This window comes from Pseudonocardia sp. HH130629-09 (genome assembly GCF_001294645.1).
Taxonomy (GTDB): domain Bacteria; phylum Actinomycetota; class Actinomycetes; order Mycobacteriales; family Pseudonocardiaceae; genus Pseudonocardia.
Map to the genome: position 1 here is coordinate 3,750,334 of NZ_CP011868.1, position 25,305 is coordinate 3,775,638.

The 25,305-nt window shown below is 72.3% G+C and carries 24 protein-coding genes, 1 pseudogene and 1 other annotated feature; of the genes and pseudogenes, 6 read left to right on the plus strand and 19 right to left on the minus strand.

Annotated features, from left to right (window positions below; all coding sequences use genetic code 11):
* The first annotated feature begins 42 nt into the window (after positions 1-42).
* On the plus strand, positions 43-1,218 hold the full coding sequence (locus tag XF36_RS17190; protein WP_238588934.1) for an acyl-CoA dehydrogenase: 1,176 nt from the start codon (positions 43-45) through the stop codon (positions 1,216-1,218).
* A 7-nt stretch (positions 1,219-1,225) separates the two neighbouring features.
* Here XF36_RS17190 and XF36_RS17195 read toward each other — a convergent pair whose 3' ends face one another.
* The gene (locus tag XF36_RS17195) at positions 1,226-2,032 is read right to left on the minus strand and encodes a helix-turn-helix domain-containing protein (RefSeq protein WP_414706197.1); all 807 of its coding nucleotides are present in this window, start codon (positions 2,030-2,032) and stop codon (positions 1,226-1,228) included.
* Between the two features lie 141 nt (positions 2,033-2,173).
* Between XF36_RS17195 and XF36_RS17200 the strand changes: the two genes are divergently transcribed.
* Entirely contained in the window at positions 2,174-2,554 is a 381-nt protein-coding gene (locus tag XF36_RS17200) for a nuclear transport factor 2 family protein (RefSeq protein WP_060712776.1), read from the plus strand.
* Positions 2,555-2,628: 74 nt separating this feature from the next.
* Here the strand turns inward: XF36_RS17200 and XF36_RS17205 are convergent, their stop codons facing one another.
* Both XF36_RS17205 and XF36_RS17210 read right to left on the minus strand, forming a co-directional pair.
* Positions 2,629-3,810, minus strand: coding sequence for a fatty acid desaturase family protein (locus tag XF36_RS17205; protein WP_020627657.1), 1,182 nt, complete (start codon positions 3,808-3,810; stop codon positions 2,629-2,631).
* Positions 3,811-3,853: 43 nt separating this feature from the next.
* A complete protein-coding gene (locus tag XF36_RS17210; protein ID WP_060712777.1) occupies positions 3,854-4,906 on the minus strand; it encodes a ferredoxin reductase in 1,053 nt (350 codons plus the stop codon).
* An 87-nt stretch (positions 4,907-4,993) separates the two neighbouring features.
* Here XF36_RS17210 and XF36_RS17215 point away from each other — a divergent pair, with 87 nt between their 5' ends.
* A complete protein-coding gene (locus tag XF36_RS17215) occupies positions 4,994-5,815 on the plus strand; it encodes a MerR family transcriptional regulator (protein WP_060712778.1) in 822 nt (273 codons plus the stop codon).
* Between the two features lie 27 nt (positions 5,816-5,842).
* Here XF36_RS17215 and XF36_RS17220 read toward each other — a convergent pair whose 3' ends face one another.
* The 15 genes and pseudogenes from XF36_RS17220 to XF36_RS17290 all read right to left on the minus strand — a co-directional run bounded on the left by XF36_RS17220 (position 5,843) and on the right by XF36_RS17290 (position 22,225).
* Positions 5,843-6,892 (minus strand): glycerophosphodiester phosphodiesterase family protein, encoded by a 1,050-nt coding sequence (locus tag XF36_RS17220; RefSeq protein WP_238588935.1) that lies wholly within the window; start codon positions 6,890-6,892, stop codon positions 5,843-5,845.
* Between the two features lie 240 nt (positions 6,893-7,132).
* A complete protein-coding gene (gene dapA / locus XF36_RS17225) occupies positions 7,133-8,011 on the minus strand; it encodes a 4-hydroxy-tetrahydrodipicolinate synthase (RefSeq protein WP_082375480.1) in 879 nt (292 codons plus the stop codon).
* 78 nt (positions 8,012-8,089) lie between these two features.
* Positions 8,090-8,866, minus strand: a complete 777-nt coding sequence (locus tag XF36_RS17230) for a hypothetical protein (protein WP_060712779.1) — start codon at positions 8,864-8,866, stop codon at positions 8,090-8,092.
* Positions 8,867-8,943: 77 nt separating this feature from the next.
* Entirely contained in the window at positions 8,944-9,468 is a 525-nt protein-coding gene (locus tag XF36_RS17235; RefSeq protein ID WP_060712780.1) for a GNAT family N-acetyltransferase, read from the minus strand.
* The gene (gene ndk, locus XF36_RS17240; RefSeq protein WP_043281923.1) at positions 9,465-9,875 is read right to left on the minus strand and encodes a nucleoside-diphosphate kinase; all 411 of its coding nucleotides are present in this window, start codon (positions 9,873-9,875) and stop codon (positions 9,465-9,467) included. The genes XF36_RS17235 and ndk overlap by 4 nt, the downstream gene beginning before the upstream one ends.
* A gap of 35 nt (positions 9,876-9,910) precedes the next feature.
* Positions 9,911-10,330 (minus strand): DUF4233 domain-containing protein, encoded by a 420-nt coding sequence (locus XF36_RS17245; protein WP_308188004.1) that lies wholly within the window; start codon positions 10,328-10,330, stop codon positions 9,911-9,913.
* Positions 10,327-12,018, minus strand: coding sequence for a bifunctional folylpolyglutamate synthase/dihydrofolate synthase (locus XF36_RS17250; protein ID WP_060712781.1), 1,692 nt, complete (start codon positions 12,016-12,018; stop codon positions 10,327-10,329). Before XF36_RS17250 ends, XF36_RS17245 begins: the two co-directional genes overlap by 4 nt.
* A gap of 7 nt (positions 12,019-12,025) precedes the next feature.
* Positions 12,026-14,662, minus strand: a complete 2,637-nt coding sequence (locus XF36_RS17255; RefSeq protein ID WP_060712782.1) for a valine--tRNA ligase — start codon at positions 14,660-14,662, stop codon at positions 12,026-12,028.
* Positions 14,663-14,717: 55 nt separating this feature from the next.
* Complete coding sequence (locus XF36_RS34260; protein WP_349675570.1) at positions 14,718-15,398, minus strand: acetamidase/formamidase family protein; 681 nt, start codon at positions 15,396-15,398, stop codon at positions 14,718-14,720.
* A gap of 709 nt (positions 15,399-16,107) precedes the next feature.
* On the minus strand, positions 16,108-16,563 hold the full coding sequence (locus XF36_RS17265; protein WP_060712783.1) for a hypothetical protein: 456 nt from the start codon (positions 16,561-16,563) through the stop codon (positions 16,108-16,110).
* A gap of 117 nt (positions 16,564-16,680) precedes the next feature.
* Positions 16,681-17,349 (minus strand): hypothetical protein, encoded by a 669-nt coding sequence (locus XF36_RS17270; protein ID WP_193393975.1) that lies wholly within the window; start codon positions 17,347-17,349, stop codon positions 16,681-16,683.
* Positions 17,350-17,476: 127 nt separating this feature from the next.
* Entirely contained in the window at positions 17,477-18,886 is a 1,410-nt protein-coding gene (locus tag XF36_RS17275; protein ID WP_060711311.1) for an IS1380 family transposase, read from the minus strand.
* 59 nt (positions 18,887-18,945) lie between these two features.
* Positions 18,946-19,578 carry an MFS transporter gene (locus XF36_RS17280; RefSeq protein ID WP_238588936.1) on the minus strand — a complete coding sequence of 211 codons (633 nt, stop codon included), beginning with the start codon at positions 19,576-19,578 and terminating at the stop codon, positions 18,946-18,948.
* 104 nt (positions 19,579-19,682) lie between these two features.
* Positions 19,683-20,894: an IS256 family transposase gene (locus XF36_RS17285; RefSeq protein ID WP_238589343.1), complete on the minus strand. Its 1,212-nt coding sequence runs from the start codon at positions 20,892-20,894 to the stop codon at positions 19,683-19,685.
* A 90-nt stretch (positions 20,895-20,984) separates the two neighbouring features.
* Positions 20,985-22,225: pseudogene (locus XF36_RS17290) on the minus strand (IS3 family transposase).
* Positions 21,822-21,950 (minus strand) — a sequence feature (AL1L pseudoknot). It overlaps the preceding pseudogene by 129 nt.
* Before the next feature lie 268 nt (positions 22,226-22,493).
* Here XF36_RS17290 and XF36_RS17300 point away from each other — a divergent pair.
* Both XF36_RS17300 and XF36_RS17305 read left to right on the plus strand, forming a co-directional pair.
* Positions 22,494-22,784 carry a transposase gene (locus XF36_RS17300; RefSeq protein WP_060710840.1) on the plus strand — a complete coding sequence of 97 codons (291 nt, stop codon included), beginning with the start codon at positions 22,494-22,496 and terminating at the stop codon, positions 22,782-22,784.
* A complete protein-coding gene (locus XF36_RS17305) occupies positions 22,781-23,689 on the plus strand; it encodes an IS3 family transposase (RefSeq protein ID WP_060710839.1) in 909 nt (302 codons plus the stop codon). Before XF36_RS17300 ends, XF36_RS17305 begins: the two co-directional genes overlap by 4 nt.
* Here XF36_RS17305 and XF36_RS17310 read toward each other — a convergent pair.
* Entirely contained in the window at positions 23,642-24,691 is a 1,050-nt protein-coding gene (locus tag XF36_RS17310; RefSeq protein WP_238588937.1) for an IS481 family transposase, read from the minus strand. The two genes, XF36_RS17305 and XF36_RS17310, sit on opposite strands and share 48 nt — an antisense overlap.
* Before the next feature lie 135 nt (positions 24,692-24,826).
* Between XF36_RS17310 and XF36_RS17315 the strand changes: the two genes are divergently transcribed.
* The gene (locus XF36_RS17315) at positions 24,827-25,249 is read left to right on the plus strand and encodes a PPOX class F420-dependent oxidoreductase (protein WP_060712785.1); all 423 of its coding nucleotides are present in this window, start codon (positions 24,827-24,829) and stop codon (positions 25,247-25,249) included.
* Positions 25,250-25,305 lie beyond the last annotated feature (56 nt).

The window sequence follows — 25,305 nt, forward strand, 5'->3', positions numbered from 1 at the left end:
TGTTCCCCACGTGTGTCGTCCCCGAGCTCCCAGGAGACCCCCGTGTCCGTGACCGACGCCGAGCTGCACGCCCGGTTCCGCCCGCTGTTCGACCGGATCGCCGCCGGTGCGGTCGAACGCGAGCTGAACCGGCGCCTGCCCGTGGCGGAGATCGCCGCCCTGCGCGACGCCGGGTTCGGCGCCGTCCGGCTGCCGGTGGAGGCCGGCGGCGCGGGCGCCTCGCTGCGCCAGCTGTTCGGGCTGCTCGTCGAGCTGGGTGCGGCGGACTCGAACATCCCGCAGGCTCTGCGGACCCACCTCCTGTTCACCGAGCTGTGGTCGGCAGGCGCCGCGGACGACCCGGTGCTGCGCGGGCGGGTGGAGCAGATCGCGGCCGGACGGCTGGTCGGCAACGCCATCTCCGAGCGCGGCGGGGTGGTGCGCAACTCCGCCACCACGGTGCTCCGCCGCGACGGGGACAGGCTCCTGCTCGACGGCGAGAAGTTCTACTGCACCGGGACCCTCTACGCCGACCTGGTCGACGTGGTCGCCCTCGACGAGAACGGCGAGCGGGTGACCGTGCTGGTCGAGACGACCGCCCCGGGTGTCGAGCGGGTCGACGACTGGCGCGGCTTCGGGCAGAAGCTCACGGCCAGCGGCACCACCCGGTTCACCACGGTGGAGGTCGACCCGGCCCAGGTGCGGTCCGCGCCGACCGACGTGCACCAGCCGGTCCGGCAGGCGTTCCTGCAGCTCGTCCAGCTCGCGGCACTGGCCGGGATCGCGCGGCGCGCTGCCGACGACGCCGCCGACTACGTGCGCGACCGGCGCCGCAACTGGCCCTACGGCAACGCCGACCTGCCCAAGGACGACCCGCTGGTGCAGCAGGTCGTCGGCAGGGTCGACGCGGCCGCGTTCACCGTCGCCGCCGTGGTCGGCGCCGCGGCGGCCTCGCTGGAGCGGGCACTCACCGATCCCGGACACGGCCCGACGGCCGAGCTCGACGTGTACCGGGCCCAGTCGACCGTGCCCCAGCTGGTCCTGGACGCGACCTCGGAGCTGTTCGAGGTGGGCGGCGCCTCCACGGTCGACGTCGACCGGGCGCTGGACCGGCACTGGCGCAACGCCCGCACCCTCGCGGTGCACAACCCGATCGTCTACAAGCAGCAGGTGATCGGGGGCTCGGTGCTGAACGGGACGGTGCCGGTGCTGTCGCTGTCCTCGGGTGTCGCGGGCTGAGCGGGGCTCAGCGGCCGGTGCGGCGGGTGAGGGCGGCGCGCGTCGCGTCGTCCGCGGGCAGGAAGGTCTCCAGCGCCAGCTCGGCGAGGGTGACGTCGTGCGGTGCGCCGAAGGTCGAGATCACCGAGTGGAACGTCAACGTGCCGTCGTCGGTGTCGAGGACCAGCGGCAGCAGCACGTCCGAGCCCGGCGACGGCAGCGCGGTCTCTCCCGGTCCGGGGTAGCCCCGGCACTCGGCGAGCAGCGCGACGAGCCGCCGGTCCGCGGTCATCCGCACCTGCCGTTCGAACCGGTGCAGCAGGTGCTCCCGCCACTGGGCCAGGTTGCGGATGCGCGGCGCGAGCCCGGCGGGGTGCAGGCAGACCCGGTGCACGTTCGGCGGCGACCCGAGCACCCCCGGGTCGAGCCCGGTGAGCAGCGCCGAGGCCGCGGTGTTGGCGAGCCGGACGTCGCCCCAGCGGTCCACGACGAGGGCCGGGTACGGATCGTGCCCGGCGACGAGCCGCGCCAGCGCGTCCCGTACGGGCGCGAGATCCGGGTCGTCGAGCGACCGCTCGGCGTAGGCGGGCGCGTAGCCGGCGGCCAGCAGCAGCGCGTTCCGCTCCCGCAGCGGGATCTCCAACGCCTCGGCGAGTGCGCCCAGCAGCTCCCGGCTCGCGCCCGAACGCCCGGTCTCGACGAAGCTGAGGTGGCGCGCCGAGACCCCCGCCGCCAGTGCCAGGTCGAGCTGGCTGCACCGGCGGCGGCCCCGCCAGAACCGCAGCATCTCCCCCGGTCCGGCGGTGCGGGCGGGGCGCGCGTCGGTGTCGCTCACCGGCCCGACGCTAGCCCGGCCCGGACGCCGCGACGACTACCTGCGGGGTAGGTGGATCCGATTACCCCGCAGGTCATCGCGCCGCGGCGCCGGCGGCAGCAGGCTCGGTGCCGACCGGACCACACCACCCAGGAGGTAGGGATGACCGACTTCACCACCCTCGCCGAGCGCTACGTCGCGACGTTCAACGAGGCCGGCCCGGCGGCGCGGAAGGCCCGCGTCGCCGAGCTGTTCACCACCGACGTCCGCTACACCGACCCGCTCGCCGACGTCACCGGGCACGACGGCGTCGCCGGGTTCCTGGGCGCGGCCCGGGAGAAGCTGGCCGGGTTCGAGTTCCGGCTGGACGGCGAGGTCGACGCGCACCACGACCACGCGCGGTTCCGCTGGCAGGCGGCGCCGCCGGAGGTCTTCGCCTCGGGTGCCGAGCCCCCGGTGGTCGGGTTCGACGTCGTCGTGACCGACGGCGACGGCCGGATCGCGCAGGTGCACGACTTCCTCGACGTCGTCCCGGACCTGTAGGGCCCGCCCTGCACCCACGACGGCGGCGGGCCGGGATCCGGCCCGCCGCCGCGGGACGAGCAGCGCGGCCGCGGTCAGCGCTTCCCGTTCGGCAGGGCCAGGCGGTTGATCGTGCCGAGCACCTGCATGTACTGCTTCCACAGCGGCCCGGTCGTGTACTCCAGCCCGTACTCCCGGCACAGCTCCCGCACCTCGGGGGCGATCTCGGCGTAGCGGTTGCTGGGCAGGTCGGGGAACAGGTGGTGCTCGATCTGGAAGCTCAGCTGCCCGGTCATCAGGTGGAAGAACCGGCCGCCGTCGAGGTTGGCCGAGCCCAGCAGCTGGCGGACGTACCACTCGCCGCGGCTCTCGTCCTCGAGCTGCTCCTCGGTGAACTGCACCGCGCCGGTCGGGAAGTGCCCGCAGAAGATCACCGCGTGCGACCACACGTTGCGCACCAGGTTCGCGGTCACGTTGCCCGCGAGCACCGGCAGGAAGAACGGCCCGGCCAGCGCGGGGAACGCGACGTAGTCCTTCAGGATCTGACGCCCGGTCTTGCGGCCGATCGACTTGACCTGCTCCCACACCCGGCTCAGCGGCTTCTGCCCCGCCACGACCTTCTCGACCTCGAGGTCGTGCAGCGCGACGCCGTACTCGAAGAACAGGCTGAGCAGGAAGTTGTAGAGCGGATTCCCGAGGTAGTACGGCGTCCACCGCTGCTCCTCGGACAGGCGCAGGATCCCGTAGCCCACGTCGCGGTCCTTGCCGACGACGTTGGTGTAGGTGTGGTGCATGTAGTTGTGCGAGTGCTTCCACTCCGCCGAGGACGAGACGTTGTCCCACTCCCAGGTCGACGAGTGGATCTTCGGGTCACGCATCCAGTCCCACTGGCCGTGCATGACGTTGTGCCCGATCTCCATGTTCTCCAGGATCTTGGCGATCGAGAGCATGGCGGTGCCGGCGATCCAGGCCGGCGGCAGGACCCCGGCGAACAGCAGCGCACGACCGCCGATCTCCAGCGCCCGCTGCTTGCGGATGACGCCGCGGATGTACTCGGCGTCGGACGCGCCGCGCTCGGCGAGGACACGGTCGCGGATGGCGTCGAGCCGGCGGCCGAGCTCCTCGATCTGCTCGGCGGTCAGCTCGGTCGTGGCCTGCACGTCCTCGCGACGCGAGGAGGGCACGAGCTCCAGCACCGGGCGCTGCGGGTGCTGCTCGCGGCCGGTCTCCTCCGGGCCGGGCTCGAGGTGCGCGGGGTTCTCCAGGACGGCGGTCATGAGGACCTCCTTCGGTCGGAGCGGAAGATCAAGGGCGGAAGGATCAGGGAAGGTCGATGCGGGCGGGCCCGCACGAGGAGTTGATGCAGGTCTGGACGAGGTCGCCGGGCTCGCCGTGCGCCTCGCCGGTGCGCAGGTCGCGCACCTTGCCCTCGCGCAGCGGCAGCACGCACCCGAAGCAGATGCCCATCCGGCAGCCGCTGGGCATGAGCTTCCCGGCCGCCTCCCCGGCCTCGAGGATGCTCTGCCCCGGCTCGACGACGACGTCCCCGCCGCCGAGGTCGACGGTGCCGCCGGTGCCCTCGGTGGCGCGGGCGGGCGGGGTGAAGCGCTCGGCCACGACGCCGTCCCAGGCGCCCTCCAGGGCGTCGAGCAGCCCGTCGGGGCCGCAGGCGTAGACGGTGCGGTCCGCCCGGTCGGCGACGACGGTGTCGATGACCGCGGGGTCGAGCCGCCCGGAGACGGCGCTGTGGCGCAGCACGACCCGCAGTGACGGGTGCCGCGCGGCCAGTCCGGCCAGCTCGGCGCGGAAGATCGTGTCCTCCGGCATGCGGGCACCGTGCACCAGCACCACGTCGGGCATCGTCCCGGCGCGGTCGAGCGTGCGGAGCATGCCCATCACCGGCGTGATGCCGCTGCCCGCGGTGACGAACAGCAGCTTCTCCGGGAGCGGGTCGGGCAGGGTGAACTCGCCGGCGGCCTGCTCCAGCTCGACGATCGTGCCGATCGGCAGGTCGCGGACCAGGGTGGGCGACACGGCGCCGCCGTCGACCTCCTGCACGGTCACCGTGAGGTGCTCGGCGCCCTCCGGGGAGGTGAGCGAGTAGCTCCGGGTGAACCGGACGCCGTCGACGTCGACGCCGAGGTACTGACCGGCGCGGTGCCCGGCCCAGGCCCACCCGGGTTCGATGGTCACCGAGACGGCCCGCCCGGTCTCGCGACGACGGGCGACGACCCGGCCGCGCAGCGACGTGGTCGACCAGAGCGGGTCGACCAGGGTCAGGAAGTCCTCCGGCAGCAGCGGAGTCGTGAGAGCGCTCGCGGCGGCCAGCAGGCCCCGGCCCCGCGAGGTCGTGCCAGGAGCGGATCGGAACATGACATGAACTCTGCACCATCCGATGTCACATGGCAACCCTCCTCCTCTGATTCCCGTGTCACATGATCGCCTGCTAATCTCCATGTCATGGTCGAGGACCCGGACACGGCGGACTGGCGCACCATCGACGAGCTGGCGCGGTCCAGCGGTGTCACGGTGCGCAACATCCGTGCCTACCAGTCCCGGGGGCTGCTGCCTCCGCCGCAGGTCAAGGCCCGGACGGGCTACTACGGCCCCGGGCACGCGGCACGTCTGGAGCTGATCCAGGACCTGCAGGACGAGGGCGTCAAGCTCGACACGATCAAGAAGCTGCTCGACACCACCGGCGGCTCCACCGAGCAGGTGGTGCAGTTCATCCGGACCGTGCGTGCGCTGTTCGCGCCCGAGGACCGGCAGATCGTGCAGCTCGCCGAGCTCGCCGAGCGGTACCAGAGCACCGACATCGCCGTCGCCAAGCGCGGGGTCAAGATGGGCCTGCTGCGCGAGCTGGGCGACGACACCTACGAGGAGATCAGCCCGCGGCTGATGAACGCCGCGGCCGAGCTGACCGGGCTCGGCATCCCGATCACCCGCTCGCTCGACGTCGTGGAGCAGCTGCGCAAGCACGCCGACGCCGTCGCGAAGCTCTACGTCGACCTGTTCCTCGGCGAGATCTGGCAGCCCTTCGACGCCGAGGGCCGCCCGGACGACCAGTGGCCGCGCGTCTACGAGACGATCGAGCGGATGCGCCGCATCTCTGGCGAGGTGATGATCGCCGTGCTGGAGCTGGCCGTGGCCGAGCGGGTCGACGTCACCTTCGGCCGCGACATCGTGCGCAACGTGAGGGCCACCAGCGCGGGACCCACCGTCGCCGCCGACGCACCGGCCCGGCCCGCGGACGACGCGGAGCCGGCCGACCCGGCGGGCTGACCGACCCGGCGGGCCGGCCGGCGCGGTTCAGCCGGCCGCCTCCGGCAGCGGGAGCCCGCGCTGGTCGAACAGCCACCGCAGCCGGTCCGGTGTGTCGGTGATGATCCCGTCGACGCCCAGGTCGATGAGCGCGTCGGCGGTCGGCACGTCGTTCACGGTCCACGGGATCACCGCCAACCCCGCGTCGTGGGCGGCCCGCACCATCTCCGCGGTGGTGAAGGGCTCGTAGCCCGGAGCGGTGGCGGCCGCGGACTGCGGGGTGCCGTGCACCGGTGAGATCGCCGAGGCACCGACCGAGCGGGCCGCGGCGACCAGGGCGGTGGCCGGGTCGTCGCCCAGGTCGTCGGCGTCGAGGCCGTTCAGCCACGGCGAGGCGCCGGGCTCGCCCAGCTCCAGGAACGTCTCGTTCATCAGCAGGATCCGGTCCAGCTCCGGGGCGACCTCGCGCATCCGGGCCAGGGCGGCGAGGTCGAAGCTCTGCACCGTCGTGCGGTCCGCGACGCCCGCCCGCCGCACCTCTGCCGCGACCACCTGCACGAACTGCTCGCGCGGGGCGGTCTCCTCCGGGGCGGCGGCCTCGACCTTGGTTTCGACGTTGAACCGGACGTCGTCCGCGCCGCGCTCGCGCGCCAGGGTGAACACCTCGCGCAGCTCCAGCATGCGGGCCCCGGGCGAGAGGGTCTGCGCGGGGAACGCGGGGCGGCGCACCGAGCCGCAGTCCAGCGTGCGGACCTGGTCCAGCGTCAGGTCCCGGACGTACTTCCCGACGTAGGGGTACTGCGGGTCCCCGGGCGTGACCGGCGCGGTGTCGCGGCACACCTCGGGAGTGGTCTGCCGGTCGTGGGTGACGACGGCGTGGCCGTCGGCGGTGATCTGGACGTCGAGCTCCAGGGTGGTGACGCCCAGGTCGAGCGCGGTACCGAAGGACAGGAGGGAGCTCTCGACCGCCAGCGCGGCGCCGCCGCGGTGCGCCTGCAGGTCGACCGGGCGGGCGGCACCAGGCGGCGCGGCGGCCGCCGTCGTCGTCGTGACGAGCGCGGCGGTGAGGAGCAGCGGGAGCAGCAGGCGGAGTCGCACGGTCCGGACCCTACGAACCGTCGATGACCGCGGCCCGGCCGCACGGTGTCCGCGACGTGGCCGCCGCGGGGCCGCGGGCCGTCGACGCCCCTCCCCCTGTCGAGGGCGGCCCGCACCGGCGCGTCGACGTCGAGGCGGGCGGCGACGACGGGTGCGCATGCCCGGCCGAGGCCGTCCCCCTGATCCGGACGGCGATCCCGGCGCGGTGCGCGACGAGCAGCACTCCGGGGAGCGCGGCGCTCAGGGCAGCAGGCCGGCGGAGCGCAGCGCGGCGCGGACGTCCTCGTGGTGCCACTCGTCCAGCGGCACCAGCGGCAGCCGGATTCCGCCGGGCATGAGGCCGAGCTCGGTCAGCGCCCACTTCACCGGGATCGGGCTCGGCTCGGAGAACAGCGCCGCGTGCAGGCCGACGAGGTCGGCATCGAGCGCGGACGCGGTCTCGGCGTCCCCGGCCACGGCCGCCTTGCACATGCGGGCCATGGTCTCCGGGGCCACGTTCGCGGTGACCGAGATGTCGCCGTGGAACCCGGCGAGCATCGAGGCGCGGGCGGTGCCGTCGTCGCCGGAGTAGAGCGCGAAGTCATCCAGACCGAGCGCGACGAGCTCGCGGACCCGGTCGAGGTCGCCCTTGGCCTCCTTGAGCCCGACGATGTTCGAGATCTCCGCGAGCCGGGCCACCGTCGACGGCAGCATGTCGCAGGCCGTACGGCCCGGGACGTTGTAGAGGTACTGCGGGATGTCGACGGTCTCGGCGATCCGCTTGAAGTGCTGGTAGAGACCCTCCTGCGGAGGCTTGTTGTAGTACGGCGTCACGAGCAGCGCCCCGTCGGCACCCGCCGCCCGCGCGGCGCGGGTCAGGTGGATGGCCTCGTCGGTGGAGTTCGCGCCGGTTCCGGCGATGACCGGGACGCGGCCGTTCGCGACCTCGATGGTGCGCCGCATGACCTCGGTGTGCTCGAGCACCGACAGCGTCGACGACTCACCGGTCGTGCCGACCGAGACGATCGCGGCGGTGCCCGCGTCGATCTGCCGCTCGACGAGCTCGCCGAGGGCCGTGTGGTCGACCTCGCCGCTGTCGTGCATCGGGGTCACGATCGCGACGATGCTTCCGGTGATCAAGACGGGCCTCCCTGGTACCGCTGCTCCTGCCGGTGCGACCGTAGCAAGCGGGACCGGTGACCCGGTGCGGCTTTCCTCTCAGCCCAGGGCGAGCCGGGCGGGCTGGACCGATCGCGTGATCCGGCGCACCGCCTGCACCGCGATCACCCCCGCGGCGACCGCCGCCACGACGGTCACGGCGATCGGCCGGTCGCCTGCCACGATGCCGAGCAGCGCCCAGCACAGCGCCCCGGCGAAGCCGGCGAACCCGGTGGTGGAGCCGACGACCGACAGCGCGACCGCGGTGAGGATCACCAGCAGCAGGATCGCCGCGACCTGCGGGAGCACCCCGTCGGACGGCAGCCCGACCGCGACGCCGGCCGCCATCAGGCCCAGCACCAGCGCGGCCGAGGACCAGCCGAGGTAGATCGCCAGCGGCAGCCGCGTCGCCAACCGTTCCGGCCACCCGTCGGCGACGCTGCGGGACAGTCGCCCGTACACGACGGCGAGCGCGACGACGAGCAGGACCAGCAGCACCTCGGCGGTGACCACCCACCTGTTCGAGAAGGCCGCGATCCACAGCGGGTTGAGCACCGCGGTCGCCGCGACCCACCAGCCGATGCGGCGGTGCACCTCGCGACCGCGCTGGCCGGGCAGCAGGGCGTAGCCGGCGTAGACCAGCACGCCCAGGTAGATCGGGCCCCAGATGGCGAACGCCCAGCCCGCGGCCAGCAGCGGGGTGTCGTAGTCGCGCGCGACGGCGCCGATCGCCGACCCCCCGAACGCCGACACGAGCACCTGCAGGATCGCCAGGACCGCCACGACCACCCCACGGACCAGATCCGCAGTCGTCGGGCGGGGGGTCAGCACGGTCATGCCCCACATGGTGGACCGCGGCGCGGGCCTCTGCCATCCGGCTCTCGGGGGGAATCGATCACTCCCGCGGGCCGGGGTCAGGCGAGCGGGAGGAAGAACAGGTGCACGTCGCGCGCGTCCTCCGGGGAGAGCCGCACCCCGTTCGGCAGCCTGCCGTACTCGACGAAGCCGCGTGCGGCGTAGAACGCGGGCAGCGGGGTGCCGCCGCGGGCGCCGAGGGTCAGCATCGCCAGGCCCGTCTCACGGGCGTGGGCGACGGCCGCTCCGAGCAGGACCGTGCCGAGACCACGTCCCTGCAGGTCCGGGCGGACCATGAGGCGTTGCACGTCGGCGCGGTGCGCGGCGATGCCGGTGCCCGGGACCAGGAGGACCGTGCCCATCGGGGCCGTCTCCTCCCCCAGCACGAACATCCGGGAGGGACCGGAGCGGACGGCGTCGACGGTCTGCACCGCCAGTGCGCGGATCTCGTCCGGGTCGGCGCCGGGCACGAAGTCCACGGCGCCGCCGGCCTCGGTCACGGCGATCCAGAGATCACCGAGCGCGGCGGCGGCGCCGGGGTGGGGCTCGACGACCCGGCGGACGGCCGGGACGCCTGCGGTCACAGGTTCGGGAACCAGAGCTTGATCTCCCGGTCGGCCGACTCCGGGGAGTCCGAGCCGTGCACGAGATTGGAACCGGTCTCCAGGGCGAGGTCGCCGCGGATGCTGCCGGGGGTGGCCTTCTCCACCGGGTCGGTGCCGCCGGCGATCTGCCGCCAGGCGGCGATGGCGCGGGGGCCCTCGACGACCGCGGCCAGGACCGGGCCGGAGGTGATGAACGACAGCAGCTCCTCGAAGAAGGGCTTGCCGTCGTGCTCGGCGTAGTGCTGGGCGGCCAGCTCACGGTCCACCGTGCGCAGGTCGAGGGCGACCAGATCGAGGCCCTTGCGCTCGATGCGCGAGACGACCTCGCCGACGAGCTTGCGCGCGACGCCGTCGGGCTTGACCAGGACGAGAGTGCGTTCAGTCACGCTCGACAGGGTAGCGACGACCCGACCGGTGCCCGTCACCCACCGTCACTCGCCTGCTGCGACGGCAACGTCCCCGCCGCCATCCGCCGGGCCACCTCGCGCCGCATCCACACCAGCACCGCCCAGACGACGATGAACACCGCCGCGATCACCACCAGCGACGGCAGGAACACCAGCGCCGCGACGAGCAACGCCGCCTGCAGCACCAGCGCGGCGGTGAGACCCCACGGCCGTCGCTGCACTCCCGACGCCAGGATCATCGCGACGGCGATGCCCGCCACCACGCCGAAGCCGAGCGCCGTCGATCCGGTGCCGAAGCGCGGGAGCACCAGCAGCGCCAGGAGGACGACGATCGCCTCCAGGATCAGCGTCGCGGCGAACACCCCGCGGGCGCCCTTCATCGGGTCGGTGGGCGGCGGCCGCACACCCTCGGGCACGCCCGGGACGTCGCTCACTCCGGCTCCTTCCCGAACAGTGCCCGCGCCTCGCCGACGGTGACGACCGACCCGGTGACGACGACGCCGACCCCGGACCCGCCCGCCTCCTCGGCGATCTCCCGGGCCTGCTCGAGCGCCTCGGCCAGCGACGGCTCGACGCTGACCCGCTCGGAGCCGAACACCTCGGCCGCGAGCGCGCCGAGCGCGTCGGGGTCCATCGCGCGCGGCGAGGAGCTGGTGGTGACGACGACCTCGTGCAGCGCGGGCTGCAGGCCCTCCAGGATGCCGCGGGCGTCCTTGCCCTCCAGCACCCCGATCACGCCGACCAGCCGGGTGAAGCGGAACTCGGTGCCGAGCGCGCCGGCCAGCGCCTGCGCCCCGGCCGGGTTGTGCGCGGCGTCGAGCAGCACGGTCGGCCGGTCCGGCCCGCCCTCGACGGGTTCGAGCCGCCCGGGCGAGCGGACCGAGGCGAACGCGGCGCGGACCGCGTCGGGGTCGAGGGGCTGCGCGGTGCCGGCGCCGACGAGCGCCTCGGCCGCGGCCAGCGCGACCGCCGCGTTCGACGCCTGGTGCTCACCGTGCAGCGGCAGGAAGATCTCGTCGTAGCGGCCGGACAGGCCCTGCAGCTCAAGGCGCTGCCCGCCGACGGCGATCTCCCGCTCGACCACGCCGAACTCGGCGCCCTCCCGCGCGACCTGCGCGCCGACCTCGGCGCAGCGCTCCAGCAGGATCTCGGCGACCTTCCGGTCCTGGGCCGCGAGGACGGCGACCGAGCCCTCCTTGATGATCCCGGCCTTCTCGCGGGCGATGTCGGTGATGTCGTCGCCGAGGTACTCGGCGTGGTCGAGCCCCACCGGCAGGACGACGGCGACGTCCGCGTCGGCGACGTTGGTGGCGTCCCATCGCCCGCCGAGCCCGACCTCGATCACCGCGGCCTCGACCGGGGCGTCGGAGAAGGCGGCGAAGGCCATCCCGGTGAGCACCTCGAACTTGCTGAGCGCGGGCCCGTCGCCGCGCTTGGCGTCGACGAGCTCGACCAGCGGCTCCACCTCGCGGTAGGCGGCGACGTAGCGCTCGGGAGTGACCGGCCGGTTGTCGAGGTTGATCCGCTCGGTGGCGCGCTGCAGGTGCGGGCTGGTGTAGCGCCCGGTCCGCAGCCCGATCTCGGTGAGCAGCGCGTCGACCATCCGGGAGGTGGAGGTCTTGCCGTTGGTGCCGGTCAGATGCACGATCGGGTAGCCGCGCTGCGGGTCACCGAGGGCGTCGCACAGGGCCTGCATCCGGTCCAGCGACGGCTCCATCACCGACTCGGGCCAGCGCCGGTCGAGCGCCGCGTCGACGGCGAGGAACTCGGCGTAGCCGGCGACGGTGGACTGGGCCGGGACGACGTCGGGGTCCCCGCTGCCGCGGATCTCGTCGAGGACGGCCGCGATCACCGCCTCCTGGGCGTCCACCGGGGCGTCGCGGTCGTCGTCCGCGCCCCGTGCGGCGGCGTCCGACCGGTCCTCGCCGTCGTCGGCCTCGGCCCCGTCGTTCGCGTCGTCCGTGTCGGCGGCCCCATCGGTGTCGCCGTCCGGGCCGCCGTCGTCCTCGGTGTCGCGGCCGAAGCCGCCCTCGGCCCACCGGTCCCCGCCGTAGGTCGGCGAGTCCTCCTCGGTGAAGTCGTTCCCGAGGTCGTGGCCGTAGTCGTCGTTCTCCCTCGCCACGGCGGGATCAGGCCTCCGGGAGCGCGGCGAGCCGCGCGGTGATGCGGTCGATGTCGGCGACGGCGGTCGCGTGCCGGGCACGGATCCCGTCGACGACCTCGGCCGGCGCCTTCTCGGTGAACTTCGGGTTGCCCAGCTTCTTCTCCGCCTGGTCGCGCTCCTTCTCCGCGGCGGCGAGGTCGCGGCGGAGCCGGGCCCGCTCGGCGGCGACGTCGATCGCCCCCGAGGTGTCCAGCTCGACGGTGACCGGGCCGCCCGAGGTGGCGACCTCCAGGCTCGCGGTGGTGGAGAAGCCGTCACCGGCCGGGTCGAGGCGGGTGAGGAATCGCAGCGCGCGCTCGTGCGCGGCCAGCCCGGAGTCGCCGAGACCGGTCAGGCGGGCGGCGACGGCCTTGCGGTCGGGCAGCCCCTGCTCGGTGCGGAACCGGCGGACCTCGGTGATGACCTTCTGCGCGTCGGTGACCCGCGCCGTGGCGGCCGCGTCGACCGGCGCACCGGTGTCCCCTGCCGTCGGCCAGGCCGCGGTCACGACGGTCTCGCCGCCGGTCAGCGCGGTCCACAGCGCCTCGGTGACGAACGGCGCGATCGGGTGCAGCATCCGCAGCAGCGCGTCGAGGACGTGCCCGAGGATCGCCCGGGTGCCCGGCTCGGTGGCCGGGTCGTCGAGCTGGGTCTTGCACAGCTCGACGTACCAGTCGGCCAGCTCGTCCCACGCGAAGTGGTAGAGCCCCTCGGTCGCCTTCGCGAACTGGTAGCCGTCGAGCAGCTCGTCGGTCTGCGCGCGGACCTCGGCCAGGCGGCCCAGGATCCAGCGGTCGGCGTCGGTACGGTCGGCCTCGGCGGGCAGCGGCAGGGCCGGGTCGGCCCCCTTGGACAGGGCGAACCGGGTGATGTTCCAGAGCTTGGTCGTGAAGTTCCGGGACCCGGCGACCCACTCCTCCGACAGCGACATGTCGGTGCCCGGGTTGGAGCCGCGGGCGATGGTGAAGCGCAGCGCGTCCGCGCCGTAGGTGTCGATCAGCGCGAGCGGGTCGATGACGTTGCCCTTGGACTTCGACATCTTCTTGCCGTGCTCGTCGCGGATGAGCCCGTGCAGGTAGACGTCGCGGAACGGGGCCTTCCCCATCACGTAGGTGCCGAACATCATCATCCGGACGACCCAGAAGAACAGGATGTCGTAGCCGGTGACCAGGACCGAGTTCGGGTAGTACTTCGCCAGGTCCGGGGTCTCCTCCGGCCAGCCGAGCGTGGAGAACGGCCACAGCCCGGAGGAGAACCAGGTGTCGAGGACGTCGGGGTCCTGGCGCCAGCCCTCGCCGGACGGCGGCTGCTCGTCCAGCCCGACGCAGACGACCTCGCCGGCCGGGCCATACCAGACCGGGATGCGGTGTCCCCACCACAGCTGCCGGCTGATCGTCCAGTCGTGCATGTTGTCGACCCAGTCGAAGTACCGCTTGGCCTGCTCCTTCGGGTGCAGGACGGTCTCGCCGGAGCGGACGGCGTCCCCCGCCGAGCGGGCGAGCGGCTCGACCTTGACGAACCACTGCAGGCTCAGCCGCGGCTCGATCGGGACGCCGGTGCGCGAGCAGTGCCCGACCGAGTGCAGGTACGGCCGCTTCTCGGCGACGATGCGCCCCTGCGCGCGCAACTCCTCGCGGATCGCGGTGCGCGCCTCGAACCGGTCCATGCCGTCGAAGCGGGTGCCGGTCCCGGCGATGGTGCCGGTCTCGTCCATGATCGTCGGCATCGGCAGGTCGTGGCGGCGGCCGACCTCGAAGTCGTTCGGGTCGTGCGCCGGGGTGATCTTGACGGCGCCGGAGCCGAACTCCGGGTCGACGTAGTCGTCGGCGACGACCGGGATCATCCGCCCGGTGATCGGCATCTCGATCTCGGTGCCGACCAGGTGCCGGTAGCGCTCGTCGTCGGGGTGGACGGCGACCGCGGTGTCACCCAGCATCGTCTCGATCCGGGTGGTCGCGACGACGACCGAGGCGTCCCCGTCGCCGTAGCGCATCGAGACGAGTTCGCCCTCGGTCTCGATGTGGTCGACCTCGATGTCGGAGATCGCCGAGCGCAGCGCCGGGGACCAGTTGACCAGGCGCTCGGCCCGGTAGATCAGCCCGTCGTCGAACATCTTCTTGAAGACGGTGGCGACCGCGCGGGACAGTCCCTCGTCGAGGGTGAAGCGCTCGCGGGACCAGTCGACGCCGTCGCCCAGGCGCTCCATCTGCCCGAGGATCGAGCCGCCGGACTCGGCCTTCCACTGCCAGACCTTCTCGACGAACGCCGCACGGCCGATCGCGTGCCGGTCCGGCTCCCCCGCGGCGGCCATCCGGCGCTCGACGACCGACTGGGTCGCGATCCCGGCGTGGTCCACGCCGGGCAGCCACAGCGCGTCGCGCCCCTGCATCCGGGCGCGCCGGGTCAGGACGTCGATGAGCGTGTGGTCCATCGCGTGGCCCAGGTGCAGGCTGCCGGTGACGTTCGGCGGCGGGATGACGATGCAGAACGGGTCGGCGTCCGACGACGGGTCGGCCCGGAAGTACCCGGCGTCGACCCAGCGGCGGTACATGTCGCCCTCTACCTCGCCCGGGGTCCACTTGGCGGGCAGGTCGGCGGTACGCGCTGGCAGGGTCTCGGTCACATGTCAAGTCTACGAGTCGACGGCGACCCGGTTCCCGGCCCCCGGACCGCCGCGCTCAGGACCGGAAGTGTGCCTTGGGGATGACCCCGTGCACCCCGACCGTCCGGTCCACCACCTGCGAGACCGCGAAGTCGGCGGCCGCGGAGAGGTAGGCGTACGCCGTCGCCCGGTCCATGCCCCGGTCGTCCTGCAGGAAGTCGAGTGCGTTGACCACGGCCCGGCGCATCGCGACGTCGAGGTCGGTCCCCTGGCCGCCGGTGCTCCCGTCCGGGTCGGAGAGTCCGATGGGCACCCAGGCGTCCGGGGTCTCGCCGAAGGGGTAGCCGAAGGCCACCGAGGGGGCCGTGCCCTCCCCCGGCCGGCAGACGGTGAGCCGGAACGTGGCACGCAGCGAGCCCTCCAGCGCGGTCAGCGTGACCTCCCCGTCGCCCATCGCGAGGTGCGGGTCGCCGACGTGGAACAGCGCCCCCTCCGCGCGGACCGGCAGGTAGAACGCCGAGTCCGGGCCGAGCAGCCGGATGTCGATGTTGCCGCCGCCCAGGGTCGGCGGGATCGAGTTCAGCTCGGGGGGCGTTCTCGGCGTCCGCCGCGGCGTGGGCCACCCCCATGGTGCCCATGAACGGGCGCAGCCCGAACGACACCTCCTGGCCCTCGCCGAAGGGCAGGTAGGCCTCCGGGCCGTCCGCGCCGTCGCGGACGGCGGTGAAGACCGAGACGTTGCCGTAGCGGGCGGGATCGCCGGTGGCCCGCCCGTCGGCGGCCGGTGGCGGCATCACCTCGTCGAGGGTGATCCCGGCGGGCGGCGCGCCGGACGCGGTGCGGCCGAGCGCCCCCTTCCCGTGCCTGCTGGAGACCACGCCGTAGGGCACCCGGGGCACCGCGGACAGGGTCTCGACCTTCAGGACGTCGCCGGGCCGCGCGCCCTCGACGAACACCGGGCCGGTGATGACGTGCGGGCCGTCGGCGTCGAAGTCGCGCGGGGTGCGGCGGTAGTCCCTGGCGACCGCGACGGCGTCGGACAGCACGCCGTCGGCCGCGACCCCGTGGCGCCCGAACCAGGCGACCGGGTCCCGGCCCTGGTCCTCCAGGATGCCCTCGTGGGAGACGGTGTCGATGGTGACCGTCTGCCCCGACCGCATCGTGAGCACCGGGGCGGCCCCGATCGCCGGGACGTAGCCCCATCGCACGTCCGCCGGGTCGGACCCGAGGTAGTGGTCGCCGGGGATGTCGCCCACGCCGGGCTGCAGCGGCCCGTCCGGCAGGGTCGCGGCCACCGGGGCGGGGGCCACGGAGGCACTGCAGCCGACCAGTCCCCCGGCGGCGGTCACGGCCGCGGCCGCACGGAGGAAGTCGCGCCGGCCGAGTGCGGCGAGCAGCGGGCGGGGATCGGGGGGAGCCATGTCCACACCCTCACCTGCGTCCGTTACGTCCGGATCACCGCGCGTTTACGCCCGACCCGTGGGCAGCAGCAGGCACCAGGGCCGCGGCCATCCCAGCACCGCCGCGACGGCCGTCGCATCCCCCCGCCGGAGCAGGCCCGGATCGAGGGCCCGCACCCGGCCGGAGCCGGGCTCGTAGCCGCGCCACCGGCCGTCGTCGCCGATGCCCAGGACCAGCACCCAGTGCCGCGGCAGCCACCGCGACCCGACCAGCAGCGGGACCGGGCCGACGGCGGCGGGCACCGCGGCGAGCGCGTCGCGGGTCGCCGGGCGGATCCGGAACGGTCCGGCGGCGGGCGCGTGCCGGCGCAGCCACGCCCGCATCCCCCACGGCGTCGTCCCCAGCGCTCGCGGCCAGAGCCGGTTGGCCTGGCGGTGCGCGGTCCGCTGCGCGGCGCCGAACCGGCCCGCCACCGCGCCGGGCCACCCCGAGCCGGTCAGCACCGCGGTCACGACCAGCACCGACGGACCGCAGGTGACGCCGTCAACCTGGCCGCCGAGCAGGGGTTCCGACGGCCGGGTACCGCGACGCCTCGTCGTCCACACCCCGGAGCCTGCCCTCCCCGGGCGCGGACGGCATCACGGCGCACCGTGGCGGCGGTCCAGCCGCACCGAGACCCGGGCCAGGACGACCGCACCGACCACTAGCACCGCGCCGACCAGCGGCGGGGCGGTCAGTCCGAGGCCCCCGGCGATCGCGAGCCCGCCCAGCGCCGGGCCGAGCGCGTTGCCGACGTTGAACGCCGAGGTGTTGGTCGCGCTCGCCAGTGTCGGCGCCGCCCCGGCCAGCGCGAAGACCCGGGCGTTCAGCGGGGCCGACGCGACGAAGGCGACGAACCCCAGCCCGACCGCGATCGCCGGTGCTGCTCCGGGCAGCGTCGCCGTGGTCCCCAGCAGTACGAGCAGGGTCGCGGCACCGCACAGCGCCCCGAACAGCGTCGGCCACGGATGACGGTCGGCCAGGCGACCCCCGAGCAGGATCCCCCCGATCGAGCCCAGCCCGGCGCCGAACTGCACGACGGGCACCCACCCCGGGGCGAGCCCGGCCACGAACACGAGCAGCGCCGCGAGGTAGGCGAGCATCGCGATCATGCCCGCCTGGTAGAGCGCGGTCGTGCCCAGCGCGACCCACAGCCGGAGCCTGCGGAAGGCGACGAGCTCGGCGGACAGTCGTCGCGGCGGCTCCCCGCCCCCGCTGCGCGACACCAGCCCGGATCTTTCGTCGGGCAGTCCTGGCTTGATCGACACCGGTGCTGGCCGGTGTGGCGGGGCCTGATTGTGCCCGTTGGGTGTGACAGTTCGGCCGAGGTCGCTCGGGGCGCCGGGTCCACGGGTCCGGTCGGTTTCCTGGGTCGTCGCGACGGAGGGTTCGTGCTCAGCCGGGAACAGCGAGCGTGCGCAGCCGGGCGAGGCCGTCGCAGAGCAGTTCGGCCCAGGGTGCGTGCGCAGGCAGGTGCAGCACGGTTCGGCGGGCGTGACGGGCTCGCTGGGCGGGCATCGAGAACAGCCGCAGCCGGAGTCGTTTCGGCTCCCAACGGCGTGCCGGGTGCCCGGTGTAGGCGAGCATCTGCGCCCAGGCGGTGACCTCGCAGGCGAGCGCGACCACGGCCTGCCAGATCCGGTTCTGGTCGAGCTCGTGCAGTGGCAGGTTCGTGAGCCCGGTGTCCTTCGCCGCGCGGATGCGGTCCTCGGCGCGGGCGCGGCGGCGGTGTCGCAGCTCGAGGTCGGCGAGTTGGCGGCCGGGGCCGCCGGGGCGGGTGTTGGTGGCGAACGCGGTGTAGCGCAACCCGTCCCGGTCGATGAACCGCAGCTGCGCGCCCGGGTGTGGGCGTTCGCGGCGCACGATCACCCGCATCCCGTCCGGCCAGGTCCCCAGGTTCATCAAGCCGGTGGCCTCGATGACCCACGCGCCCGGGCGGGGCTCACGGTCGGCGTCGAGCGCGGTCTGCCAGTCCGCAGCCGGGAGAGCGGCGAGCTGGTCGACCAGTTCCTGGGTGAGGCTGAACCCGACCGAGTAGGACAGGCGCTGCCCGGTCAGCCAGTCGAGGAGCTCGTGGGAGGCGCCGGCACCGTCGATGCGGATCAGTACCTTCCGCCCGGGACGGTTGCCGGGTTTGTGGTCGGGGAGCTGGCGCAGGGCGGCGCGGATGACGGTGACGTGATCGGCGGCGGTGTTCGACCCCGCATTGCCCGGCCGCAGCAGCGCCGCGAGAGGCTCTCCGGTTCCGGCCGCGCCGTGGTCGCAGAACGCCCACAACGGATGGTGGCCGAAGCCCTTCTTGAACGTCGGTGCGGCGCCCTGCTTGTCGGAGTGGGCGGTGACCAGGGTGGCGTCCACGTCGATGACCAGCGGTTTCGCTGCGTTCGTCTGGTGGTCGGGGGCTGCGGGCCCGGCCAGTGCCCACGCCTTCGCCCGTGCTGCGGCGCGGGCGGTGTCGATCGCGGCCAACGCCGCGGCACCGTCGGCGGCGAGGCGGTCGACCGTGCGTGAGACCGTCGGGTCCGACGCCACCAGACCGAACAGGGTGGGCTCGGCACGCAGCAGGGCGATGTCGGACAGGCAGTCCCCGCCCGCGGCGAGGGTGAGCGCGAGGTCGAGCAGAACCTTCGCCGGGTCGTGCACCGCCAGCCGCGGCCGCCACGGCTCCAGCCCAACCGACAGGGCTCGGTCCAGGCCGACCTTGGCGATGGTCTCGGTCAGCAGCCGCGTCCCGGCGTGAGACACCACCGTCGTCGCAGCCGTGTCGATGTCCGGGCACGGGTAGAACCCGATAGCCTTCTTCACCTGGAGGGTGCTCCTGCCTGCGCGACGATAAGGACTTCAGCAATCCCCATCTTCGCTGGTCAGTGGCACCCTCCAGCCCACTGACACGCCCTACTCGGCGAACCGCGATGAAAGCCCCAGGCCAGGGCCCCCACCCCGGCCACCCCGAGCAGGGCCAGCGCGGCGATCGCCCAGAACGTCGCGCGCCAGCCGAACTGCTGACCGAGCACGGTGCCCAGCGGGATGCCGACGACGTTCGACACCGTCAGCCCCGCCAGCAGCCGGGACAGCGCCCGCGCGCGGTCACCCGGCCCGACCGAGGACACGGTCACCACCGCCGCGATCGCCCAGAACCCGCCGGTGGACACCGCCGTCAGCACCCGGACCGCCATGAGCAGGGGGTAGTCGGTGCACAGCGCCCCCACGACGTGCAGCACGGCCACGGCGAGCAGCATCGCGACGAGCGTCGTGCGACGGGGCAGCCGCAGCGTCGCCACCGCCGCGGCCGGGGCCCCGACGACCATCCCGACCGCGAACCCGGAGATCAGGTACCCGGCCGCGGGGATGTCGACGCCGAGGTCCGCGGCCACCTCGGGCAGCAGGCCGGTGAGGACGAACTCGCTGGTCCCGAGGACGAACACGCAGAGGGCGAGGACCGTGACCACCCGCGGTACGGGGCGGCGGTGGACACCGGCCGTCGTCGTGCTCGCCATGCCCGCACCCCAGCACGGTGACGACGCCACCGTCATCCGGTTTCCGGGCCTAGGGCGTGTCTCCTAAGGGGCCTGTCTCGTGATCGGTGTTTCGGCGTCGTTGCTCAGTAGGTCTCGGCTCCCGGCCAGCGGTCACCGAACGTGATGGCGAACGCGTTGATCACGGGCTTCCAACGCATCGTCCACCTCGTGCGGCCCGTCCCGGTCGGGTCCAGGCTGCGAGTCACAAGATACAAGCATTTCATCGCAGCCTGCTCAGTGGGGAAATGACCACGCGCCCGCACCGCGCGCCGGTAGCGGGCGTTAAGCGATTCGATCGCATTCGTAGAGCAGATCACCCTTCGAATCTCGACGTCGTAGTCCAAGAACGGCACGAACTCTTCCCACGCGTTGCGCCATAGCCGGATCATCGCCGCGTACTTACGGCCCCATTTCTCGTCGAGCTCATCCATAGCGATAAGTGCTGCATTCGGGTTGGGCGCGGCATAGATTGGTTTGATGTCGCGCTTCACCGCGTCCCAGTCCTGTCGACCCACCAGCCGGAAAGTGTTTCGGATCAGGTGCACGACGCAGGTTTGGACAATGGTTTGCGGCCACACGTTGGCCACGACCTCCGGGAGTCCTTTGAGGCCGTCGCAGACCAGGAACAGCACGTCACGCACGCCGCGGTTCTTCAGGTCGACCAGCACGCTCATCCAGAACTTCGCGCCCTCACTGCCGACGCCCATCCACAGCCCCAGCACGTCCTTGCAGCCGTCCACGGTGACGCCGATGGCTGCGTAGACCGGCCGGTTGGCGACCTGCCCGTCCCGGACCTTGACGTGGACAGCGTCGATGAACACCGCGGCGTACACCGAATCCAACGGCCGACCAACCCAGTCATTCATCTCGGCGACGACCTTGTCGGTGATCCGCGAGACCGTCTCCTTCGATACTGACGCCCCATAGATGTCAGCGAAATGTGCGGAAACCTCCCCGGTCGTCATCCCTTTCGCATACAGCGACAGTACGACCTCGTCGACATCTGTGAGGCGCCGCTGACGCTTCTTCACGATCTGCGGCTCGAAAGTGCTGGCCCTGTCTCTCGGAACGTCGATCTCCACGTCACCCGCGGCATCCGAGAGAACCGTCTTCGAGCGGGACCCGTTCCGCACGTTGGTGGATTCCCGGCCGGGGTCGGCCCGGTTCTTGTCGTGCCCGAGGTGCTCGGTCATCTCCTCGTTCAGCGCCGTTTCCAGAACATTCTTGGTAAAGAGCTTCAACAGGCCGTCCGGGCCGGTCAACGCCAGCCCGCGCGCCTTCGCCTCGGCCACCATCGCCGCCGCAGCGGCCCGCTCCGCCGACGCCTGCCGAGCAGGCTTCGGGTCACCCTCTGTCAAGTCCCGGGTTCGATAGAGGCTCGGTTCTCACGCTCCGGCGGGTTGCCGGGCGGGTTCTGTGACGGCGTGCAGGGCCTCGTGCTCAACGGGCGGGATCAGGCCGAGCTCGCCGTGTAGGCGGCGGTGGTTGTACCAGTCGATGTACTCGGCGACGGCCAGCTCGAGGTCGTCGGTGCCTCGCCACGGGCCCCGGTTGCGGACGAGTTCAGCCTTGAACAGCGAGTTGAACGCCTCCGCCATCGCATTATCGTAGGAATCGCCGACCGACCCGACTGAAGCCACAGCGTCGACTTCGGCGAGTCGCTCGCCGTACCGCACGGCGACATATTGGACTCCGCGATCCGAATGGTGTATCAACTCGGAGAGGTCCGCGCCCGCCCGTTGCCGGGTCCAGATCCCCATGTTGAGCGCGTCCAGCGCGAGATCGGTGTACAGGTTACGAGAGAGCTGCCAGCCCACGATCCGTCGGGAGAACACGTCCATCACGAAAGCCGCGTACACCCATCCAGAGAACGTGCGGATGTAGGTGATGTCAGCGACCCACAGGCGGTCCTGGGCGGGTGCGGTGAAGTCCCGTTCGACCAGGTCCGGGCGCCTGTCCGCGCCCTTGGCTCGGACCGTGGTGCGCGGCACACGCAGCCGGGACACTCCACGGAGCCCGTTGCGGCGCATCAGTCGTTCCACGGTGCAGCGAGCGACCCGGCGGCCGCCTACTCCGCCTTCCCGACATAACGCCGCCCACACCTTCCGGCTGCCGTAGACGCTGAAGTTGTCGCGATGCACCCGTTCGATCTCTTTCAAAGTCTCGGCGTCGGTGAGTGCCCGCGCCGAGGGCGGTCGCTTCTTCGACGCATGGAAAGTGGACGGGGCGATCGGAACACCGGCGTCCTTCAACACCGCGCAGATCGGCTCGACCCCGAACTGTGTCTTGTTCTCCTCGATATAGTCGAGGACTACCTGCTGGGGCGGTCGAGCTCCGCCGCGAAGAAAGCCGACTTGAGAATGGCGTTCGCCCGGCGCAACTCCCGAACCTCACGTTCGAGCTCTGCGAGCCGGGTCGCGTCGTCGGTGGTCGTGCCCGGCCTGGTGCCGTTGTCGATCTCGACCTGCTTGACCCAGCCCCGCAGCGTCTCCGGGTTGATCCCCAGCTGCTCGCCGATGCGCTTGAAGATGTTCCCGCCCGCGGACGCCGGGTCGGCCTTGGCGTCCAACACGAGCCGGATCGCTCGCTCCCGCAGCTCGTCGGGGTACTTCCTCGGGGCGGCCATCGGTCGATCATCCTCCAGGCTTGATGGTCTCCATCAAACCCGGGACGAGACACTCGCTTGGATCCACAAGGTCCGATGTCATCACTGTCCGTGCCCATCTCGCCGGACCTCAGCCCGGCGTGTCGGGCCGAAAACACCGATCTTGAAACAGTCTCCCCGTTCACGACAGGATCGACGGGCGGTGCTTATGGTCGCGCATAGCGTGCGGTCCCCACGACAGTTTGCGGTTCCCCCATGATCGGGGAGGCATCAGCTATAAGGGGTAGCGATGCCAGAGGTACGGAAGCGCTACGACCGGGAGTTCCGTGACGGAGCGGTCCGGGTCGTGGAGGAGACGGGCAAGCCGATCGCCCAGGTCGCCCGTGACCTGGGGGTCAACGAGGGCACGCTGGGCAACTGGGTGGCCCGTGCACGAGAGGCCCGCGAGGACACCGAGGGCCTGTCTCGCGGCGGCGTCGAGGAGCTCAAGCGGCTGCGCGCGGAGAACGCCGAGCTGCGGATGGAGCGTGATGTCCTCAAGCGATCCGTGGTCCTGTGGGTCAAGGAGGCGACGAAGTGAGCGTGGCCCGTTTCATCGCCGACCAGAGGACCTTCCACCGGGTGCCGCACACGCTGGCCTGCGCCCTGTTGGGGGTGTCGATCTCCTGGCTGTACAAGTGGCTCGACCGCGCCGCGCGTTCCGACGGTGGTGCCACCGCGACCGAGAAGCGCCGCTGCGCGTTGGACGCCGCCGTGGCCGTGGCGTTCGACGACGCCCAGCGGCTACACGGCTCACCCCGTCTGCACGCCGACCTGTGTGAGGCCGGATGGCGGGTGTCGGAGAAGACCGTGGCGGACTCGATGCGCCGCCAGGGCCTGGTCGCCCGCCGGATCAAGCGGCACAACGGGCTGACCCGCCAGGACCGCACGGCGCCGAAGTTCCCGGACCTGCTTCGTCGGGGTTTCACTGCGGCCGAGCCGAACCGCAGATGGGTCGGGGACATGACCGAGATCCCCACCGCGGCCGGGAAGTTGTATCTGGCCACGGTGATCGACCTGTACTCGCGGCGGCTGCTCGGCGCGGCCACGGGGCTGCACCCGAACGCCGAGCTGGCGTGTGCGGCGATCCGGATGGCGGTGGCGGCCCGCGGCGGGGCGGACCGAATCGCCGGGGTGATCTTCCACACCGACCGCGGGTCGACCTACACCGCGGGCGCGTTCACCGCTCTGTGTCGGCGGCTCGACATCCGTCAGTCGATGGGCCGGGTCGGGTCGTGTTTCGACAATGCCGCGGCGGAGGCGTTCTTCTCCAGCCTGGAGTGGGAAGTGCTGTCCCGCAACGACTTCGACACCATCAGTAGGGCGCGGGCGGCGGTCATCGACTGGTGTTACGGCTTCTACAACCACCGGCGGCGACACAGTGCCGCCGCCGGGCTCTCACCGATCAACTACGAGAACGCCGCCCTCACCCGAGACGCGGCATAAGAACCCTCCACGATCTCGGGGGAACCGCAGGTTGGTCAGGCGACTGATCGGCGGTAGGCCGTTGGTTGCGCTGTGGGGCCGGTGGTGATTGTAGAAGTGCAGCCAGCCGGGGAGCGCGTCTCGCCGAGCCGTTTCGCAGGGGTGGAAGCGGGCGTATGCCCACCCGTCGGCGAGGGTGCGGTGGAAACGTTCGATCTTGCCGTTGGTCTGAGGCCGGTAGGGCCGGGTTCGCTTGTGGGTGATGCCCAGTTCGCTGCAGGTGTCACGCCAGGCGTGTGAGCGGTAGCAGCTGCCGTTGTCGGACAGGACCCGTTCGACGGTCACGCCGCGGGCGTTCAACCAGTCCACGGCCCGGCGTAGCACACCGGTGGCGGTGTCGGCTTTCTCGTCGCTGTGGATCTCGGCGTAGGCGACGCGGGAGTGGTCGTCGATGACGGTGTGGACGAACGCTCTGCCGGTGCGCGGCTTGTAGTCGGTTCCCCTGGGCAGTCCGGGAGTGGACCGCTTGTTCAGGGCGCCTTGTCGGCGTCCGACGAAGCGGTGTCCGCCTCCGTCGGGGATGTTGCCGAACTTGGTGACGTCGACGTGGATCAACGAGCCGGGGTGTGGGTGTTCGTAGCGGCGTAGGGGCTCGCCGGTGACCCGGTCGATGTGGGAGAGCCGGTTGATCCGGCAGCGGCGCAGGACCGCGTGCACGGTCGAGGCGGCGAGAGCGAGTCGGCCGCCGATCTGTACTGGTCCGAGTCGGTGGTGCCACCGCAGTCGCACGATCTGCTTCACCAGCCTCGGCGGGGTCTTGGCCGGCATCGACCGTGGTCGGGAGCTGCGGTCGACCATCCCGGGCGGGCCCTCGGCGCGGTAGCGGTCAGCCCACTTTCGGGCGGTGCGAGGGGCGACCATGAACATTCTGGCCGCGGTGGAGCAGGTCCAGTCCTGGTCGACGATCAGACGGGCCAGCCGTAGCCGGGCACGCGGAGTCAGCGCAGCGTTAGCGTGGGTCACAAGGGCCTCCGGTTGGTGAAGCGGTTCCTAGACAGCTCCACTTCACAACCGGGGGTCCTCGCCTGTCTCAGCGACAGGCCGTCATCAGCTCAACCTGGAACAACGTCCATGGACATCACACCTAGGCTCGGCCGCATGACCGTTCTGACCCCCGAGGTCGTCGAGTTCCTCACCCACGGCACCCGCACCGGCATGCTCGGCTGGACGGCGAAGGACGGGCGTCCGCTCGTCGTGCCGGTCTGGTTCCTCGTCGAGGACGACACGATCGTGTTCAACACCGGCGCCGACTCCGCGAAGGGCAGGGCGATCGTCCGCGACCCGCGCGTCGTGCTCACCGCTGACCTGCCCGAGCCGCCGTACGCCTTCGTGCAGGTGCAGGGTGTGGCCGAGACGAGCGGGGACCCCGACGAGCTCCTGCGCACCGCCACCGCGCTGGGCGGGCGCTACATGGGCGCGGACCGGGCCGAGGAGTTCGGCCGGCGCAACGGCGTGCCGGGCGAGCTCCTCGTCCGGATCCGCCCGACGAAGGTGATCGCGCACCTCGACATGACCGCCTGAGCTTGACCTGAAGCCAGGTTCAGCCCGCAGTGTCCACCTCCGGGCGATGACTTCCG